Raw genomic sequence first — 17,099 nt, forward strand, 5'->3', positions numbered from 1 at the left:
TCACCAAAGATAGAAAAATGCGAAAATGAACACCCAGACCAGGTCGACGAAATGCCAGTAGAGCCCCATGATTTCGACGTTTTCGTAGCGGCCCCTCCGGCTGGTGAAGAAGCCGGGCCGTCCGACGTCGTAGTCCCCGCGCCAGACCTTTCGCGCCACGATGATCAGGAAAATCACCCCGATCGACACATGTGTGCCGTGGAAGCCGGTGATCATGAAAAAGGATGCGCCGAACTGTGCAGCGCCCCACGGATTGCCCCAAGGCCGCACGCCCTCGGTGATCAGCTTGGTCCATTCGAAGGCTTGCATGCCGACGAAGGTCGCGCCGAGTGCCGCGGTCAAAAGCATCAGGACTGCCGTCTTGCGGCGGTCGCGGCGGTAGCCGAAATTCACCGCCATGGCCATCGTTCCGCTGCTCGAGATCAGGACGAAGGTCATGATGGCGATAAGGATCAATGGAATGTCGGAGCCGCCGATGCGCAGGGCAAAGACCTCGCTCGGATTGGGCCACGGCACGCGTGTGGAGATACGGTCGGTCATGTAGGAGAGCAGGAAGCAGCCGAAGATGAACGTGTCGCTGAGCAGGAAGATCCACATCATGGCCTTGCCCCAAGACACGTTTTTGAACGCCCGCTGATCCGAGGACCAGTCGGCGGCGATGCCTTGCCAGCCTGCGGGCCGCGGCCCCGTTCGGCTGATGTGGGTCAGTGTCGTCTCAGCCATCCGCCCGTTCCTCCTAGGTCAGCAACCCTCGGCAAATGTCGATTAAAGTCGAAGCCCAGCCGGCCAGAAGAGCGAAGATGGCGAGCCAGACGAAAAGCAGGAAATGCCAGTACATGGCGCACAGCTCGACGCTCAGCCGAAGCCGCTGCGGCCGCGCACCGTTCCAGGCACCGACGGTCGTTCTGCCCAGGCCGACCAGCCCTCCCAGTATATGCAGCCCATGCATTCCCGTTAGCAGGTAGAAGAAGCTGTTGGCCGGATTGGACGCCAGAAAATAGCCATCCGCGCTCAGTTCCCGCCATGCCATAAGCTGTCCAACCAGGAAGGCGAGCGCCGTGAGTCCAGCGGTGGCGAGGCCGAGCCTGACCATGTCCACTTGACCCTTGCGCGCCGCGAGCGAAGCGCACCGCATGGCAATGCTGCTCAAGACCAGTACGCCGGTATTAAGCCAGAGCAGAGGCGGGATGGGCAGCGGCTGCCAATCCGACAGCGCCATGCGCATGAAGTAAGCACTGGTGAACAGCGCGAACAGACAGCCGACGACGGCAAGGAAGACGCCGAGACCGATCTTTGCGGTCGGAAGCGCCGATCGGTCCAGGGCGACAAAATCCCCGACCAAACCTTGCTCGAGCCACGGCCTCGTCATTAGCCGCTGATGCGAGAGCCACCACCCAGCAATGCCGGCGATCACGAGCAGGAAAACCAGAATGACGCTCATGCCGGCTCCCTGGAAGGTCCGAAGGAGCCCGGAACGTTTTGCGGTATGAAGTCCTCCTTGGCGCCCGGTACGCTGTAGTCATAGGCCCAGCGATAGACGATCGGCAGATCCTTGCCGAAATTGCCATGGCCCGGCGGTGTTTCGGCCGTCTGCCACTCGAGCGTCGTTGCCCGCCACGGATTGCCACCAGCCTCACGGCCATGGCGGATGCTCCAGATGAGATTGAACAGAAACACGATCTGGGCAAAACCGACGATAAAAGCCATGATGCTGATAAACGAGTTGAGGTGGTGGGCCGATTCCGTCATCACCGTCATATCGGTCAATTCGTTGTAGCGCCGCGGCACGCCCATCAAGCCGAGATAGTGCATGGGAAAGAAGATCAGATAGGCGCCAAGGAAGGTGACCCAGAAATGGAACCGGCCCAGCGTCTCGTTCAGCATCCGACCGGTGACCTTCGGATACCAGTGATAGATCGCGCCGAAGATTACGATGATCGGGGCGACCCCCATGACCATATGGAAATGGGCGACGACGAACATCGTGTCCGACAGCGGAACGTCGACGACGACATTGCCGAGGAATAGCCCAGTCAACCCGCCATTGACGAAGGTGACGATGAAGGCCAGGGCAAAAAGCATCGGTATGGTGAGGTGGATGTCGCCACGCCACAGCGTCAGCACCCAGTTGTAGACCTTGATGGCTGTCGGAACCGCGATGATCAATGTCGTGGTGGCGAAGAAAAAGCCGAAATAGGGATGCATGCCGCTGACATACATGTGGTGCGCCCAGACCACGAAGCTCAGTGCGCCAATGCCGACGATGGCCCAGACCATCATGCGGTAGCCGAAGATGTTCTTGCGCGCATGGGTGCTGATCAGGTCGGAGACGATGCCGAAGGCCGGAAGCGCCACGATGTAGACCTCAGGGTGGCCGAAGAACCAGAACAGATGCTGGAACAGGATCGGGCTGCCGCCGCCATGCTGCAATTGTTCGCCCATCTCGACGATCGCCGGCATGAAGAAGCTGGTGCCGAGCGCCCGGTCGAGCAGCATCATCACGCAGGCGACGAACAGTGCCGGGAAGGCGAGCAGCGCCATGACGGTGGCGGTGAAAATACCCCAGACGGTGAGCGGAAGGCGCATCAGTGTCATGCCGCGCGTGCGGCCCTGTAGCACCGTCACGACATAGTTCAAGCCGCCCATGGTGAAGCCGATGATGAACAGGATCAGCGAGACGAGCATCAGGATGATGCCCCAGTCCTGGCCGCCTGGCGTACCGGTCATGATCGCCTGCGGCGGATAGAGCGTCCAGCCGGCACCTGTCGGTCCGCCGGGGGCAAAGAAGCTCGACACGAGGACCAGCACGGCCAGGAGATAGATCCAGTAGCTCAGCATGTTGACATAGGGAAAGACCATGTCGCGAGCGCCAACCATCAGCGGGATCAGATAGTTGCCGAAGCCGCCCAGGAAGAGTGCGGTGAGCAGGTAGATCACCATGATCATGCCGTGCATGGTGATGAACTGGTAGTAGGCTTCCGGGGTGATGAAGTCGAACGTGCCGGGGAAGCCGAGCTGCAGCCGCATCAGCCAGGACAACACCAGCGCCACCATGCCGATCGCCGTCGCGGTCGCCGAATACTGGATGGCGATGACCTTGGCATCCTGCGAGAAAACGTATTTCGTCCACCAGCTGTGCGGATGGTAAAGTTCCATTTCCGCGACTTCGGCCGGCGGTACCGCATCTGCAGGTGTGATATCGACCATAGGAACACCTCCGTGCCCTTTTCGGCCATGCCCGACAGTTCGGGCCTGCCGCAATCTTTTCAATGCCGACGGCGCGCCGTCGTTCCGGCGTCTACTCTGCCGAGCCCATCTGTTGGGGCGCGGACAGCTGCGCAAAAGTCTGCTGCTGGCCAAGCCACGCCAGATAATCTTCCTGCGTATCGACCATGACCACGCCATGCATCATCGGATGCCCTTGGCCGCAGAGTTCGGCACACAGGACCTGGAAGGTTCCGGTCTTGGTCGGAGTGAACCAGAAATAGGTGACTGAGCCCGGGATCATGTCCATCTTGGCGCGGAATTCCGGCACGTAGAAATCGTGCAGCACATCGATCGAGCGGAGCAGCATCTTGACCGGTTTGCCAACCGGCAGATGCAGGTCGGCCGCTTCGACCACGACGTCGTCCTGGCCGTTGGCATCAGCGGCGATGACACCGAGCGGATTTTCAGCGTTGACGTCGCGAGTGTCGGATGTGCCGAGCTTGCCGTCCTTGCCGGGCAGACGGAAACTCCATTGCCATTGCTGGCCGACGACTTCGACCTCGGTTGCATCGCTCGGAACGTTGACGAAGCGGCTCCAGACGAACAGGCCGGGAACCAGCAAAGCCGTGACACCGACGGCAGTGACGACCGTCAGCCAGGATTCGAGCCGCCTGTTCTCAGGTTCATATGCCGCCTGATTGCCTTCCCGATGACGGAAGCGGAAGACGCAATAGGCCATGAAAAGAACCACGGCGGCGAAGACGACGCCGGTGATCCAGAAAGTTATGATGATGGTGTTGTCGATATAGTCCCAGTTCGAGGCAATCGGCGTCCACCACCACGGGCTCAGGAAGTGGAACAACACCGAGCCCACGACGATCAGAACGAGTACAAGCGCAACGGCCATGTCCCGTTTCCTCCCGGTATTCCAAGCGGCGCAAAGCCGTCTCGGGAAATACCAAGTGCATCATAACTTGATTTGCGATGAAAATTCTAGAGCCGGCGGTGGGAAGGGCAAAAATACCATTTCTCGGTGCTGGCGGTCCTTCGGTTCGGCGGTGATCAGCGGTAGCGCGCGGCAAACATCGTCAGCGTCGAGTAAACGGCAATGGCGAGCATGCCGAATGTGCCCGGAACGGCGATCGTCGGGGATCGTCGCGCGCAGGGTTCGATCCCCTGCTCGACCGACAGCTCGACGAAGGGAGTGGAGCCCCTTTATTGGCCGGCAGATGTCACCCGCCAAACTGTGTTGCCGACGTCGTCGGCGATGAGCAGGGCCCCGGTTTTGTCGACGGCCAGGCCGACAGGCCGGCCGCGCGCCTTGTTGTCCTTGTCCAAGAAGTCAGTCACCACGTCCTGTGCGGCGCCACTCGGATGGCCGCGGCTGAATGGTACGAACACCACCTTGTAGCCATTGAAGCGCGTGCGGTTCCAGCTCCCGTGCTCGCCAACGAAGGCGCCGGCGCGATACGCCTGGGGGAGGCTGGTTGCCGTGTAGAAGGCCAATCCCAGAGGGGCGACGTGGGAGCTCAGCGCATAATCCGGAACGATCGCTTTCGCGACCAGGTCCGGACGCTGGGGCATGACTCGGGGATCGAGATGCTGGCCGTAATAGCTGTATGGCCACCCGTAGAAGCCGCCGTCCTTTACCGACGTCAGATAATCCGGCACGAGATTGGGGCCGAGCTCGTCGCGCTCATTGATCACGGCCCAGAGCGCCCCGGTCTGCGGCTCCCAGCTCAGGCCATTCGGATTGCGCAAACCGCTGGCGAAAATGCGCGACCTGCCGGTAGCCCTGTCCACCTGCCAGATCGCGGCGCGGTCCTTCTCCGCCTCGATGCCGTTCTCGGCCACGTTGCTGTTCGAGCCGATGCCGACATAGAGCAGCGAGCCGTCCGGGCTTGCCACCAGGCTCTTCGTCCAATGGTGGTCGATCGGGCCGCCGGGCAGGGCGGTGAGCGGCGTTCCGGGCGCGGTGATCTTGGTGTCGCCGGTGGTGTAGGGATAGCGAACAATGGAATCAGTGTTGGCAACGTAGAGATCGCTTCCCACCAGCGCCACGCCGAAGGGCGAGCTCAGGTGGTCGAGGAAGACGCTGGTCAGCTCGGGCTTGCCATCGCCATCGGCGTCGCGCAGCAAGGTGATGCGGTTGCTTGGGCCGCTGTCGCCGCCCGAAGTGACCCACGATTCGATCCAGCCCATCACCAAATCCTTGGGCCGTTTGATCGGTTCGCCGCCCGGCGCCTTGGACTCGACCACCAGGACGTCGCCATTGGGCAGCACATAAAGTGAGCGCGGATGCTGCAAGCCGTTGGCAAAAGCCTGGATCTGCAGCCCCTGCGCGACTGTCGGCTTTTCGTCGTTCTTCCATCCTACCACGGAAGCGAGATGCATGGGCGGGAAGAAATATTGGATCGGCTCCGGCAGGTTTGGATTCGGCCCTATCTGACTGCTGGGATCCGGGTCGTTGCCGCTGCACGCTGCAAGAGTGATCGCCGCAGTGCAAGTAAGGATGGACGCCGCGATGCGCCCGGCCTGTCTGATGGAGCTTGCTACGCGCATCAATCCGCCACTCCGACGTGATGCCGGTACACCATGGACCAGCCCAGCCAACCAGTGAAGATGAGGATGAGCACGACAACCGCCGAGAGGATCAAGCCGGTGGGAACGATGGAGGTCCATGCATCGCGGGTGTGCACGAGCATGTTGATCACGGACAACACCAGCGCCAGCAGATTACCGAGCACGTGCGGCCAGGCAGGGGGCTGTGCCCTTATCAGCGGATTAGCCAGAAAATCGATCAACCCCACGATCGCTGCAAGGCAGCCCATGATCACGCCGACGGTAACCAGCCAAGCAGAGAAGTCCGCCCACATCATTTCCGCTGTTCGCCAATAGGCCAGATCCGTCAGCAAGGTGCCGACGAAGCAGGCGATCGGAAACGGCACGAGCATCGGATGAATGGGATGTCCCGCAATCCTGGCCGTCGAACGCGGATTGTCACCGACCATAATGCGCAATCCTTCTCAGATCTCGTCCAAACAAACTGGCATCCGGCCTCTGGGCGGCTGTTGCCGAGAGGCCGGCAGACGAACCATCGATCCGTCAGGCCCAAAAGGGCGCTGGCTGGCTGCGCCTGTTAGGCGGCGGACTGGGTCGGCGGGTTCTGGTACATCATCCAGAGCTCGATCGCGGCCAGGACGGCAACCAGAATGCCGATCACGACATGCACGGTCATCGCCGTGGTCGCCTGGAATCCAAGCACCCAGGGCGATACGAGAACCCACAGTCCGACGACCAGGTTCACCCACTCTTCCCAGACGGCAAATGCCGCGAGAGCGGCAATCGAAAGCACGACAATCAAGATTCCGCTGCCGAGGGCGTTCTGCGTCTGCGGGCCTGCCGCAAAGGCGAAGATCCAGGGAGAGAAGAACAGAATTGCCCCAAGGATCAGGTTGGCTACGTCACAGAGCCTGGCGTTTGTCCACTGGTTCATGGCATCCTCCATAGGGAGCGTTTATGGCTCCCGAGTTCGGCAAGGTGGTGCCTGAGTCCGGCGAGATGCGCCCGAAGCCGCTCACTCCGTGTTACGGCAGTGCCCTTGCCCGGCCGGAGTTCCGCATCTGGCGGTACTCCAGCCAAATCCGGCTATCTAACTGAATTCCGGGCTTTATGTTCCATTCGGCACCGGCACGCCTGGATCACTTGATGGTGATCGAGCGATCCAAAGCCGCAGTGGACATGGTCAGCGGCGACGTGCCAGCGGCGCGGACAGGCTCATTCTTTTCTCGATCCGGTGAAAACATTGGTCGTGGATCGCAGTTCTTGAAGACGAGACGCTCTTGCTCGTCTTGATTGCCGCCGAAGCTTGTTTGAGAGGCGACCGGTCCGGATTGACGCGCGATACTTTCGCTGCAAAGGTATCTTAACGACTTGTTTACCATGCGTCAGTCAGGGTTGGGGGGAATTTGGAACCGTTTCTGGGTGCGAACCGCCTTAATTGGGATGATCGGGCCGAACTGCACTCGACCGACACAACGGGCAGCTACCACATCGAGAATGTGCTGGCAGGCGGATCCAATCTCTATGAGCTGGAAACGCGCGAGGTCGGCGATATTGCCGGCAAGGATATCGTCCACCTGCAGTGTCACATCGGCCTTGACACAATCAGCTTGAAGAATCTTGGTGCGGGCAGCGTGACCGGCCTCGACTTTTCACCCGCGGCGATCGCGGCGGCGCGGGATTTCGCTGCGAAGGCAGGCACCGACGTGCGTTTCGTGGAAGCGCCACTGTTCGAGGCGGTCGAAGCCCTGGGCCGGACCTTTGACATCGCTTACGTTACCTGGGGTTCGGTAAACTGGCTGGACGACGTGTTCCGTTGGGCGCGGGTGGTTGCCGATCTCCTGCGACCCGGCGGCCGGCTCTACATGGCAGAGGGCCATCCATTGATGTTTCAGTGCAATCGAAAGGCCGCGGCTCTGGAGTTGAAGCACGACTGGCGAACGCCGATAGCTCGGCCGCTCGCCTGGAACGAGGAACTGACCTACACCGGCGATGACCGCATCTTGAAGCATCCTCGCTATTATGAGTGGATCCACCCGATCAGTGACGTGGTGAACGCGCTGATTTCAGCTGGTCTGACGCTCGATTTTCTCAATGAGCATGACACGGTTTCGTGGCAGCACTTTTCATTTGCAGTGCGGGCCGGCAAGGATATGTACGGCCTGCCAGAGAACTCTCCCAAGATACCGATGGCCTATTCCATTGGCGCGACGAAGCGGAGCGTCGGCAAGATACCATATCTTGTGTCTCACAAGTCGATCGAGGGCCACTAGCCCAAGGTCAACGCTCTTGACGTACTCGGGTCGGAGCATCGAGGTGTGCAATGGCGCTCGTGTCTGCGGTCTTCCGAGCAAGGCTGATCTCGTTTCATGTTGGTCCGCTTCATGCAGCCTGCCTTCAACATCGCGCGGGCGGTGGTGTCGATGTCGACATAACAGCCGGCGTCAGCCATCGGAAAATCCGAAATTTTTCAGGAGTGTGAAGGTCAAATTAAACATTGAACGCTAATATTCCTCATCGGGTCGACCCGAGAACCTGAAATGGCAATTGAGGAATCGCCTATTGGCTTTTTTCCGCGCTAGGTTCGGCGGCATCAAGGAGGCCGTCTTTTCGTCGGCAAATATTCCGGCGGCGATCGCGTTTGTCGTCATCCTTATCAGCGCAGCGTTCGCGGAGCACCAGAACAAGATCGTCTCGGACCAGGCCGTCCGTGCGGACGTGCTGACCAAGGTCAACCTCATCCGCGCCAAGCTCGAAGGCAATATCAACGGAAACCTTCAACTCGTGCATGGACTGGTCGCTGCGGTCGTAACCGAGCCCTATATGGGACAGCAACGCTTCGCTTCGCTGGCGAGTAATCTGTTTGGCGCGAACTCGCAATTGAACAATATTGCCGGGGCGCCCGATCTGGTCGTTTCCCTGATGTACCCGATGGAGGGTAACGAGCAGGCGATGGGCCTCGATTACCGCAAGAACGAGCGGCAGCGTGCGGCTGCGCTAAGGGCGCGAGACGAACGCAAGCTGGTGCTTGCCGGTCCCGTCGATCTGAAGCAGGGAGGACAAGGCTTTATCGGTCGCTTTCCGGTTTTCGTGCGGAGCGCGGGCAATACGGAAAGGTTCTGGGGCATCATTTCCGCCGTTGTCGACGTGCAGCGTCTCTATCGGGCGAGCGGGCTGCTTGACGACGATCTCGGGATTGACATAGCGCTGATCGGCAGGGACGCTCTCGGCCAAAATGGAGACCAATTCTACGGCAATGAGCGGATCGGCAAAAGCGATCCGGTGACGGCCGACGTTTTGCTCCCGTCCGGTTCGTGGCAGATCGCGGCCATTCCCAAAAATGGCTGGCCTTCGACGCCAAGTAACGCATGGTTGTTGCGCGCGATCATGGCGACGGCCGGGGCCTTGGTTGTGTTCCCCTTCCTGGTCACAGGTCGCCTGATCGGCGAAAGACAGCGCAATTATGCGGAATTGCGTCGATTGTCACGACGCCTGGAACTCGCTCTGGAAGCCTCGGCTATTGGGGTTTGGGAACACGATCTCGCGACCAACGAGCTTACGTGGGATGATCGCGTAAATGAAATATATGGCAAATCAACCGGGGAGCACCGGGGCTACATAGACTGGGCGGGTGCAATCCACCCAGATGATTTGGCTACCGCCAACGCAGATTTCGACAGCGCGGTGGCCAGCGGACGACCCTATTTGTCGGAGTACCGGATTGTGCGTCCGGATGGCGAGGTCCGTCATGTCCGGTCCAAGGCGATCGTTTACCGGGTCGCAAACAACACTCCAAAAATGATAGGCGCGGAATGGGACGTTACAGCCGATGTCCTGCTGAACCAGGATCTGGTTCGAGCAAAACAGCTGTCCGAGTCGAAAAATGCAGAACTCGAGTCGGCCAAAGCGCGCATAGAGCACATCGCGCTTCATGACTCGTTGACCGGCTTGCCCAACCGGCGTTACCTCGACCAGGTACTGGAAGATTACGCGGCAAACGCCAGGCGCTCAGGCGGGCATGCGGCACTGCTTCACATCGATCTGGATCGGTTCAAGCACATCAATGATACGCTGGGCCACGCCGCCGGTGACGCAATGTTGGTTCACGCGTCAACAGTCCTCAGATCGAAGGTCGGCGACGAGGGATTCGTCGCCCGCATCGGGGGAGACGAATTCATCGTTCTGTGCGTGGTGCGCGACGATACCAAGCAACTGGCGCTGCTCGCTGACCGCGTCATCAGCCAGATGCGCGAACCGGTCTACTACCAGGGCCATCGATGCCGTTTTGGTGTCAGCGTGGGAATCGCAGTCGACAACGGAAAAAATATCGAAGCCAAACACCTGCTGGTAAACGCCGATATCGCGCTTTACCGAGCAAAGAGGCGTGGGCGCAATCGATACGAATTCTTCACCGACGCGATGCAAAGCGAAATCGTCGATACAAAGCGGATTGCCGACGAAATTCTCGGCGGCCTTGAGCGCAACGAGTTCATCCCCTTCTACCAGCCCCAATTTGACGCAAAGACGCTCGAAATCGTGGGGGTTGAGGCGCTGGCGAGGTGGAGACATCCAGAAAAGGGTATTTTGGCGCCCGATGTCTTCCTGAGAATTGCGGAAGAACTGAATGTGGTCTCGATCATCGACCAAGCCATATTGAAGCAGTCGCTTTTGGACTTCAAAGAATGGTCCGCTGCGGGACTCCACATTCCGCGGGTATCGGTCAATGTTTCGGCGCGACGCCTTCAAGATGAGGAGCTCATCAAGAGCTTGCGAGAACAAAATATCGAAAAAGGGACAGTTTCATTCGAGCTTGTTGAGTCAATTTTCCTGGACGAGAACGACGACCTTGTCACCTGGAATATCGAGCAGATAAAAGAACTCGGGATTGACATCGAAATAGACGATTTTGGTACTGGTTACGCTTCGATAGTCAGTTTGCTCAAGTTGCAGCCTCGCCGGCTAAAGATAGATCGGCAGCTGGTCACCCCAATCGCCAAATCGCCGCAAAGAAGGCAGGTTGTCTCGTCAATCATTGACATCGGCAAGTCCTTGGGTATCGAGGTCGTGGCGGAAGGTGTCGAGACGATGCAGCACGCACGGATACTCAAAGGCCTGGGCTGCGACATGTTGCAGGGTTATGCCTTCGGCTACGCGCTCGATTCCGACGGACTAAAGGCCTTTGTTCGATCCCGGCGGCTGCGCACAGCCAGCTGAGCGCCAGTCCCCGCATTTACCGGCGCGATCGGCGTTGAGCGTCGCATCAATATGCGCGTGGCAGGCCAGGCCGGTAACAATAAGCCTCAAATAAGCAGCAGGCCCTTCATGCTGGAGTGGCCTTTCCTGCCGATGATGATGTGATCGTGAACGGCAATGCCAAGCGGTTTGGCCGTCTCGATGATCAGCTTGGTCATCTCGATGTCGGCGCGCGACGGCGTCGGATCGCCCGATGGATGATTGTGAGCCAGAATAATCGCCGTCGCCGAGAGCTCCAAGGCGCGCCTGACCACCTCGCGCGGATAGACCGGCGTGTGGTCAACGGTGCCGACCTGCTGCACCTCGTCGGCGATCAGTGCGTTCTTCTTGTCGAGGAACAGGATGCGGAACTGCTCCCGCTCCTCGAAGGCCATGACCGACCGGCAGTATTCGAGAACCTGCGTCCAGGTTGACAAAAGCTCGCGGCCGGCGATCTCGCCGCGCGCCATGCGCTGCGCCGTTGCAGCAACCACCTTCAGGTCGAGCGCCACCGCCGGGCCGATGCCCTTCACCTCCTGCAGGCGCTCGACGGGCGCGCCGAGGACCTCGGCCAATGTACCGAAGCGTGCCAGCAATGCCTTGGCGACCGGCTTGGTGTCGGCGCGCGGGATCAGCCGAAACAATAGAAGCTCGAGCAGTTCGTAGTCGGGGAGGGTGTTGGGGCCGGCAGCAAAGCGTTCGCGCAGGCGGTCGCGATGGCCGAGATAATGCGGCTTGTCGGCGGCCACCGCCTTCGCGGGCGATCGCACCGGCCTTTCGGGAAAGAAGGCCCGCTCGTCGTCGTCACCGTTCATGGCTGCCCCACCCAGCATTTGCCGGGCAAGGTAACGCCCGATCTGCCAGACACTAGGCCCGCAGGCCGGGGCGGTCGAGGTTTTTTGGCGATAGCGTGAAGATCTCGCAGCCGGTTTCGGTGACGCCGATCGTGTGCTCGTACTGCGCCGACAGCGAACGATCGCGCGTCACCGCGGTCCAGCCGTCCGACAGCACTTTCACATGCGGCCGGCCGAGATTGATCATCGGCTCGACGGTGAAGATCATGCCCGGCCGCATCTCGACGCCTTCGCTGGCGCTGCCGTAATGCAGGATATTCGGCGCGTCGTGAAACAGCCGGCCGACCCCATGGCCGCAGAAATCGCGCACCACCGAGCAACGCTCGGCTTCGGCGTAGGTCTGGATGGCGGCGCCGATGGCGCCGGTGCGGGCGCCCGGCTTGATTGCCGCGATGCCGCGCATCAGGCACTCATACGTGACTTCGAGCAGCCGCTCCGCGGCACGCTTGATCGTGCCCACTGGATACATGCGCGAGGAGTCGCCATGCCAGCCGTCGAGGATATAGGTGACGTCGATGTTGACGATGTCGCCGTCCTTCAACGGCTTGTTATCGGGTATGCCGTGACAGACGACGTGGTTGATCGAGGTGCAGGATGATTTCGTGTAGCCGCGGTAGTTGAGCGTCGCCGGAAGCGCGCCATGGTCCATGCCAAATTCGAAAACGAAACGATCGATCGCCTCAGTGGTGACGCCGGGCGCCACCATCGGCACCAGTTCGTCGAGGCAACGCGCGGTGAGATCGCAAGCCTTGCGCATGCCGATAAAGCCTTCCTCGTCGTAAAGACGGATCTGGCCGGTGTTTCTGAGCGGTGCCGTGGCGGCGTCGAGATAGGTGACCATTTTTATCCGTCTTGCAGGGATGCGAGGCCTGGCTGAGCCCCGCGAGAGAAATTCCCCCAGATTTGGCACTGGAAAGCGCAAGGTTCAAGGACGAACTGCCTACGGAGGCCGAAGACCGGCGATATTCACGCCCAGGGGCATTCTCCTTGCCTGCAGCGGCCCGTGCTTCCGCCGGGTTCATTTGGCTACCGCAGTGACGACACATTTCCAGGCGAGAAGTCGGCCCAAGCATTAGCCGTCACGGCAACTTTTTGCGACGAACGGCGTTGCGGCGGGGGCGTCGGTTCGGGAGAGATCGAATGGACAGACTGCAATTCGAGGTGCCGGTGCGGATCGCGCCTGTGCCCGGCCAGCCGGTCGAGGAAATCTACAGTGTCGAGCAGGCGCTCGATTTCCTGCAAACGTGGCCGGTCCGCCGGAAGGGGCCAACCTACCAGGCCGCGTTCAACGCCTGTTTCGGCGCCACGGTGGACATCGTCGAGACCGAAGACGCATGGCGGGCCTTCATGGCCTTTTGCCGGGTGAGCGGCCTGCTGGCCAGGGACATGATGGTTCCGCGCAAGCGCGGCGGCGAGGCGAGGGGACTGCGGGCGTAGGGAGCCGTCGACATAATCTTCAATTTGTCTGGCAGCCTTTGCCGACATCCTCATCAGAGTGGTGGTCCGGCAAGGTTACGCAGCGCGTTAGCGATGGCATGTGCTAAGTACTTGAGGTCTCTGGTACGCCCAAGGGGAATCGAACCCCTGTTACCGCCGTGAAAGGGCGGTGTCCTGACCGCTAGACGATGGGCGCGCTCAGATGTGAGCGCTTATAGTTGCGTCGCGACAAACCGGCAACCCGTCTGCTGCCGGCTGCGACAACTTTTTTCCTTTGGCTCCAAACCGCGTCTTTCCGACAGCCAAGCTGGTTTTTGCGGCATGATGCAACGCCGCCGAAGGGCCTTCAGTGGCGGAAGAACCTCGCCCTAGCCGCGCCTGCGGCAGCGCCAGTTCCAGTCGCGCTCCGGTCCGACATCGACGTGGACGGATTCGGTGTGGCAGTAGGTGCCGACGCCGCCGCGGCCCGGCATGGTGCGGATATAGCTCGCCAGTTCCCATTTTGAGACGCCGGGAACCTGGATGTCGGCGGCGGCGCAGTACATGTGCAGCGAGTTCTTGGCACCGTTGGCGCGACGATTGCGGGCCGGATCGCGATAGCCGGAGGTAACCGTCATCTTGCGGCCGTAGTGGCCTTCGATCGTCTTCAGCACGCGAACCAGCGACGGCTTCAAGCAGGCGACATCGACGCTTTCGTTCTGTTTCAGGAGACCGTTGGGTGCCAGCCGGGCGAGGCCGGCGGCGGAGGCGACCTGGTAGGCGCCACCCGAACCTTCGTCCTCGTTGAGGTCGACGTCGCTCTCATCGTCGAGGCCGGATTTGCGCTTGATCTCGAACAGTGCCGTCTGGCGCACGCCGGGCAGCGCATCGGCCGTGAAGTGGCTAGTATCGCCGGCCGATGCCAACTGCACCGGCTTTTCAGCCGGGTTGGCCGAGGCCAGGGTGACGGTGGGCTTTGCCGCGGGCGTCGCCTTGGCCTGCAAGACCGCTGGCTGCCCGCCCGATCTGCTGTTGGCCGGCGATGCCGCCGAAGCAGGCGTAGCGCTGAACAGCGAGGCCAGGAAGTTTTTCTTCGGTGCATAGGCCTGTGGCTGCGGCATCTCGCCGGCGGTCACATAGACCGGGTTGTTCATCGCCGGCGCGGCGGCCTTGGCATCGGGCTTCGATGCGCCGGCATCGGCGGCGGCACTGTTCTGCGCAACAGCGTTGGCCTGTTCAGCCGCCTCGGCGTTTGGTTGCAGCGCTTGCGGCGAATGTCCCGCGATCGTCTCGGCCGACGTGGGAACGGCGATCGGGAAGCCGGCATCGGACTTGGCCCCTGGCTTAGCCATTGGCACATAGGCGACCTGCTCGGGAAGGTTGGCGTCGCCCTCTGCATTCATCGTCATTTGTGCGGTTGTCATCTGCGACGATGAGGCGGCCGTGCTGGCCTGGGGCGCACCGGCGGCCGTGCTGATTTCGGTGGCCGAGGCATTATAGCCTGGCATGCCGACCGACATGGTCGGGTCGCCGGCAGAGGTGCAGGACGCCAGAAGCACCGAGAAAAGCGCCCCCACAATGGCGCGGCTTTCTCCCTTCGCGAGGCGCGATCCTGCTGATCTCAAAACAAAATTCCCCCTCGATATCCGACCGGTTCGTCATTGGCGCGGCGTCGAAACGTCTCGTCGAATGACCCTTGTTCCCCGAACCGGAAACGAGACCTGTGTCAAATCTGCAAGCCTCAAAGTAATTTGGCGGCTAGAGGATGAATCAAGGCTGCTCAGGGTTGACGACACCATTTCGCCCGCTTTTGGCGGCGCGTCAACTCACCACACATTACAGATGGTTACACACGCACCTTGACATAGGTGCCGGGGGCTTCGCCTAGAACTTGCATATGCTCGCCCGGTTTGCGGGCCAGTACGCGGGTATTGTCCCTGGCTTCGATCCAGCGCTGCCAGTGCGGCCACCAGGAGCCGGGATGGTCAGTGGCCCCGGCGAACCACTGGTCGAAGTCGCCAGCCGGCTTGCCGCCGGTCCAGTAGTGGTATTTCTGCGCCGCCGGCGGATTGACGACGCCGGCGATGTGGCCGGAGCCGGCCACGACGTAGTCGACCTTGCCGCCGAAATATTTCGAGCCGAGGAACACCGACAGCGCCGGCGCGATGTGATCCTCCTTCGAGGCGAGGTTGTAGACCGGGATGGTGACGTCCTTCAGCGAAACCGTGCGGCCCGCCAACTCCATCATGCCTTGCGAAAGCCTGTTCTCAAGATAGCAATTGCGCAAATAGAAGGAATGGTTGGCAGCGCCCATGCGGGTCGAATCGGCGTTCCAGTAGAGCAGGTCGAAGGGCAGGGGATCCTTGCCGCGCATGTAATTGTTGACGACATAGGGCCAGATCAGGTCGCCCGAGCGCAGCATGTTGAAGGCGGTCGCCATCCTCGTGCCGTCGAGATAGCCTTTTTCGCTCATTGCCTTTTCAACGGCCGCGACTTGCTCCTCATCGACGAACACTTTCAAGTCGCCGGCATAGGTGAAATCGACCTGCGTGGTGAAGAAGGTCGCCGATTTGATGCGGTGGTCGCCTTCCTGCGCCATCAAGGCCAGCGCTGCCGCCAACAGCGTGCCGCCGACGCAATAGCCGATGGCATTGACGTCCTTTTCGCCGGTGGCCTTTTCAATCGTGTCGAGGCCGTATTGCAGGCCCTCCCTGATATAGGCCTCCCAGCTCTTGGTGCCGTGCCGCTCGTCCGGATTGATCCAGGAGATGACGAAGACCGTGTGGCCTTGCTCGACCGCCCAGCGGATGAAGGATTTTTGCGGGTTGAGGTCGAGGATGTAGTATTTGTTGATCCATGGCGGGCAGATCAGCAGCGGCCGCTTGAGCACGGTGTCGGTCGCCGGCTCGTATTGCAGGATTTCAGCGACGTCGCTGCGGCCGACCACCTTGCCGGGGGTGGTGGCGAGATTCTTGCCGATCTCGAAGGGTGAGTAATCGGCCTGCCGCAGCTTCAGGTCGCCCTTGCCTGCGGCAATGTCCTCGGCCAGCATCTTCATGCCGCGCACCAGATTTTCGCCGTTCGAGGCGACGGTCTCGCGAAACAATTCCGGATTGGTCAGGATGAAATTCGACGGCGAGATGGCGTTGGACACCTGCCTGACATAAAAGCTGGCCTTGTGGCGGGTGTGCTCGTCCAGACCGTCGGCGTGCTCGACCAGTTCGGCCGCCCAGCGCGAGGTGACGAGATAGGCTTGTTTGAGGAAATCGAAAAAGGCGTTGCGGCCCCATTCCGGGTCCTGGAAACGCTTGTCGCCGCGCTCGGGCTTGACCGCATCCTCGGTCTCCTCGGCACCGGCGCCGATGCGCTGAACGGCATTGGCCCAGACGGCCATATAGCCGGAAAACAATCGTGTCTGTGCCTCCAGCGCGCGCTGCGGGTCGGAGAGCCAGTATTCGGTGAGTTTGGAGAACGTCTTCACCATGTCGACGACCGGCTCGGCGACATGATCGCGCACCTCGCCCTTTTCCCGCGGCTCGGCCCATGCCGAGGCGGCCTTGCCGGCCTGCTCGATCATGCGGGCCATGTTCAGAGCGAAGCGTTCCGGGTCCTTAACCAGATATTGCTCGACGGTCGAAGGTTGGTCATCTTCCGCTTTGCCCGAATCGGGTGTTTTGGACATGGTTCGCGGGGTTCCTCCCGAAGCGTTTTGTTGACATATTACCATGGGATATCGGACAGGGTCCAACGTGCTCTAACCCGGCCGCCAGGAAAACAATATGACGATTAATATTGGCACGAACGTTTTTTCCGGCACTGGTCGTTTTT

General features: G+C 60.6%; 15 protein-coding genes and 1 tRNA gene. 3 read left to right on the top strand and 13 right to left on the bottom strand.

The features are described from left to right. From NKJ09_RS01020 to NKJ09_RS01055, 8 genes are all read right to left on the bottom strand, one after another. Complete coding sequence (locus NKJ09_RS01020) at positions 1-723, bottom strand: heme-copper oxidase subunit III family protein (protein WP_352495381.1); 723 nt, start codon at positions 721-723, stop codon at positions 1-3. Positions 724-736: 13 nt separating this feature from the next. Continuing rightward, a complete protein-coding gene (locus NKJ09_RS01025) occupies positions 737-1,441 on the bottom strand; it encodes a cytochrome c oxidase subunit 3 (protein ID WP_352495380.1) in 705 nt (234 codons plus the stop codon). Then, positions 1,438-3,207 carry a cytochrome c oxidase subunit I gene (gene ctaD / locus NKJ09_RS01030; RefSeq protein WP_023720163.1) on the bottom strand — a complete coding sequence of 590 codons (1,770 nt, stop codon included), beginning with the start codon at positions 3,205-3,207 and terminating at the stop codon, positions 1,438-1,440. The genes NKJ09_RS01025 and ctaD overlap by 4 nt, the downstream gene beginning before the upstream one ends. Before the next feature lie 91 nt (positions 3,208-3,298). Further along, entirely contained in the window at positions 3,299-4,114 is an 816-nt protein-coding gene (coxB, locus tag NKJ09_RS01035) for a cytochrome c oxidase subunit II (protein ID WP_023720162.1), read from the bottom strand. 308 nt (positions 4,115-4,422) lie between these two features. Then, complete coding sequence (locus NKJ09_RS01040) at positions 4,423-5,769, bottom strand: PQQ-dependent sugar dehydrogenase (protein WP_352495411.1); 1,347 nt, start codon at positions 5,767-5,769, stop codon at positions 4,423-4,425. Next, a complete protein-coding gene (locus tag NKJ09_RS01045) occupies positions 5,769-6,218 on the bottom strand; it encodes a DUF2231 domain-containing protein (RefSeq protein ID WP_023720160.1) in 450 nt (149 codons plus the stop codon). Before NKJ09_RS01045 ends, NKJ09_RS01040 begins: the two co-directional genes overlap by 1 nt. A 128-nt stretch (positions 6,219-6,346) precedes the next feature. Beyond that, on the bottom strand, positions 6,347-6,703 hold the full coding sequence (locus NKJ09_RS01050; RefSeq protein ID WP_051409696.1) for an SPW repeat protein: 357 nt from the start codon (positions 6,701-6,703) through the stop codon (positions 6,347-6,349). 205 nt (positions 6,704-6,908) lie between these two features. Then, a complete protein-coding gene (locus NKJ09_RS01055; RefSeq protein ID WP_156948109.1) occupies positions 6,909-7,151 on the bottom strand; it encodes a hypothetical protein in 243 nt (80 codons plus the stop codon). Between the two features lie 24 nt (positions 7,152-7,175). Here NKJ09_RS01055 and NKJ09_RS01060 point away from each other — a divergent pair, with 24 nt between their 5' ends. Together NKJ09_RS01060 and NKJ09_RS01065 are read left to right on the top strand one after the other, a co-directional pair. After that, positions 7,176-8,042, top strand: coding sequence for a class I SAM-dependent methyltransferase (locus NKJ09_RS01060; RefSeq protein ID WP_352495377.1), 867 nt, complete (start codon positions 7,176-7,178; stop codon positions 8,040-8,042). A gap of 361 nt (positions 8,043-8,403) precedes the next feature. Continuing rightward, positions 8,404-10,983 (top strand): bifunctional diguanylate cyclase/phosphodiesterase, encoded by a 2,580-nt coding sequence (locus NKJ09_RS01065; RefSeq protein WP_036245080.1) that lies wholly within the window; start codon positions 8,404-8,406, stop codon positions 10,981-10,983. A gap of 86 nt (positions 10,984-11,069) precedes the next feature. On the opposite strand, the gene radC is transcribed toward NKJ09_RS01065, so the two are convergent. Together radC and map are read right to left on the bottom strand one after the other, a co-directional pair. Next, positions 11,070-11,816 (bottom strand): RadC family protein, encoded by a 747-nt coding sequence (gene radC, locus NKJ09_RS01070; RefSeq protein ID WP_023720155.1) that lies wholly within the window; start codon positions 11,814-11,816, stop codon positions 11,070-11,072. 52 nt (positions 11,817-11,868) lie between these two features. Next, positions 11,869-12,696, bottom strand: coding sequence for a type I methionyl aminopeptidase (map, locus tag NKJ09_RS01075; RefSeq protein ID WP_352495376.1), 828 nt, complete (start codon positions 12,694-12,696; stop codon positions 11,869-11,871). A 299-nt stretch (positions 12,697-12,995) separates the two neighbouring features. Between map and NKJ09_RS01080 the strand changes: the two genes are divergently transcribed. Continuing rightward, complete coding sequence (locus tag NKJ09_RS01080; RefSeq protein ID WP_023678889.1) at positions 12,996-13,292, top strand: DUF982 domain-containing protein; 297 nt, start codon at positions 12,996-12,998, stop codon at positions 13,290-13,292. A gap of 121 nt (positions 13,293-13,413) precedes the next feature. Here NKJ09_RS01080 and NKJ09_RS01085 read toward each other — a convergent pair. The 3 genes from NKJ09_RS01085 to NKJ09_RS01095 all read right to left on the bottom strand — a co-directional run bounded on the left by NKJ09_RS01085 (position 13,414) and on the right by NKJ09_RS01095 (position 16,953). Beyond that, positions 13,414-13,488: transfer RNA gene (locus NKJ09_RS01085), tRNA-Glu, on the bottom strand. 172 nt (positions 13,489-13,660) lie between these two features. Then, complete coding sequence (locus tag NKJ09_RS01090; RefSeq protein ID WP_352495410.1) at positions 13,661-14,791, bottom strand: YcbK family protein; 1,131 nt, start codon at positions 14,789-14,791, stop codon at positions 13,661-13,663. Between the two features lie 326 nt (positions 14,792-15,117). Then, the gene (locus NKJ09_RS01095; RefSeq protein WP_352495375.1) at positions 15,118-16,953 is read right to left on the bottom strand and encodes a PHA/PHB synthase family protein; all 1,836 of its coding nucleotides are present in this window, start codon (positions 16,951-16,953) and stop codon (positions 15,118-15,120) included. Between the last annotated feature and the right edge of the window lie 146 nt (positions 16,954-17,099).

The sequence above is a fragment of the Mesorhizobium sp. M0189 genome (assembly GCF_040322135.1).
In the GTDB taxonomy this organism is placed as follows: domain Bacteria; phylum Pseudomonadota; class Alphaproteobacteria; order Rhizobiales; family Rhizobiaceae; genus Mesorhizobium.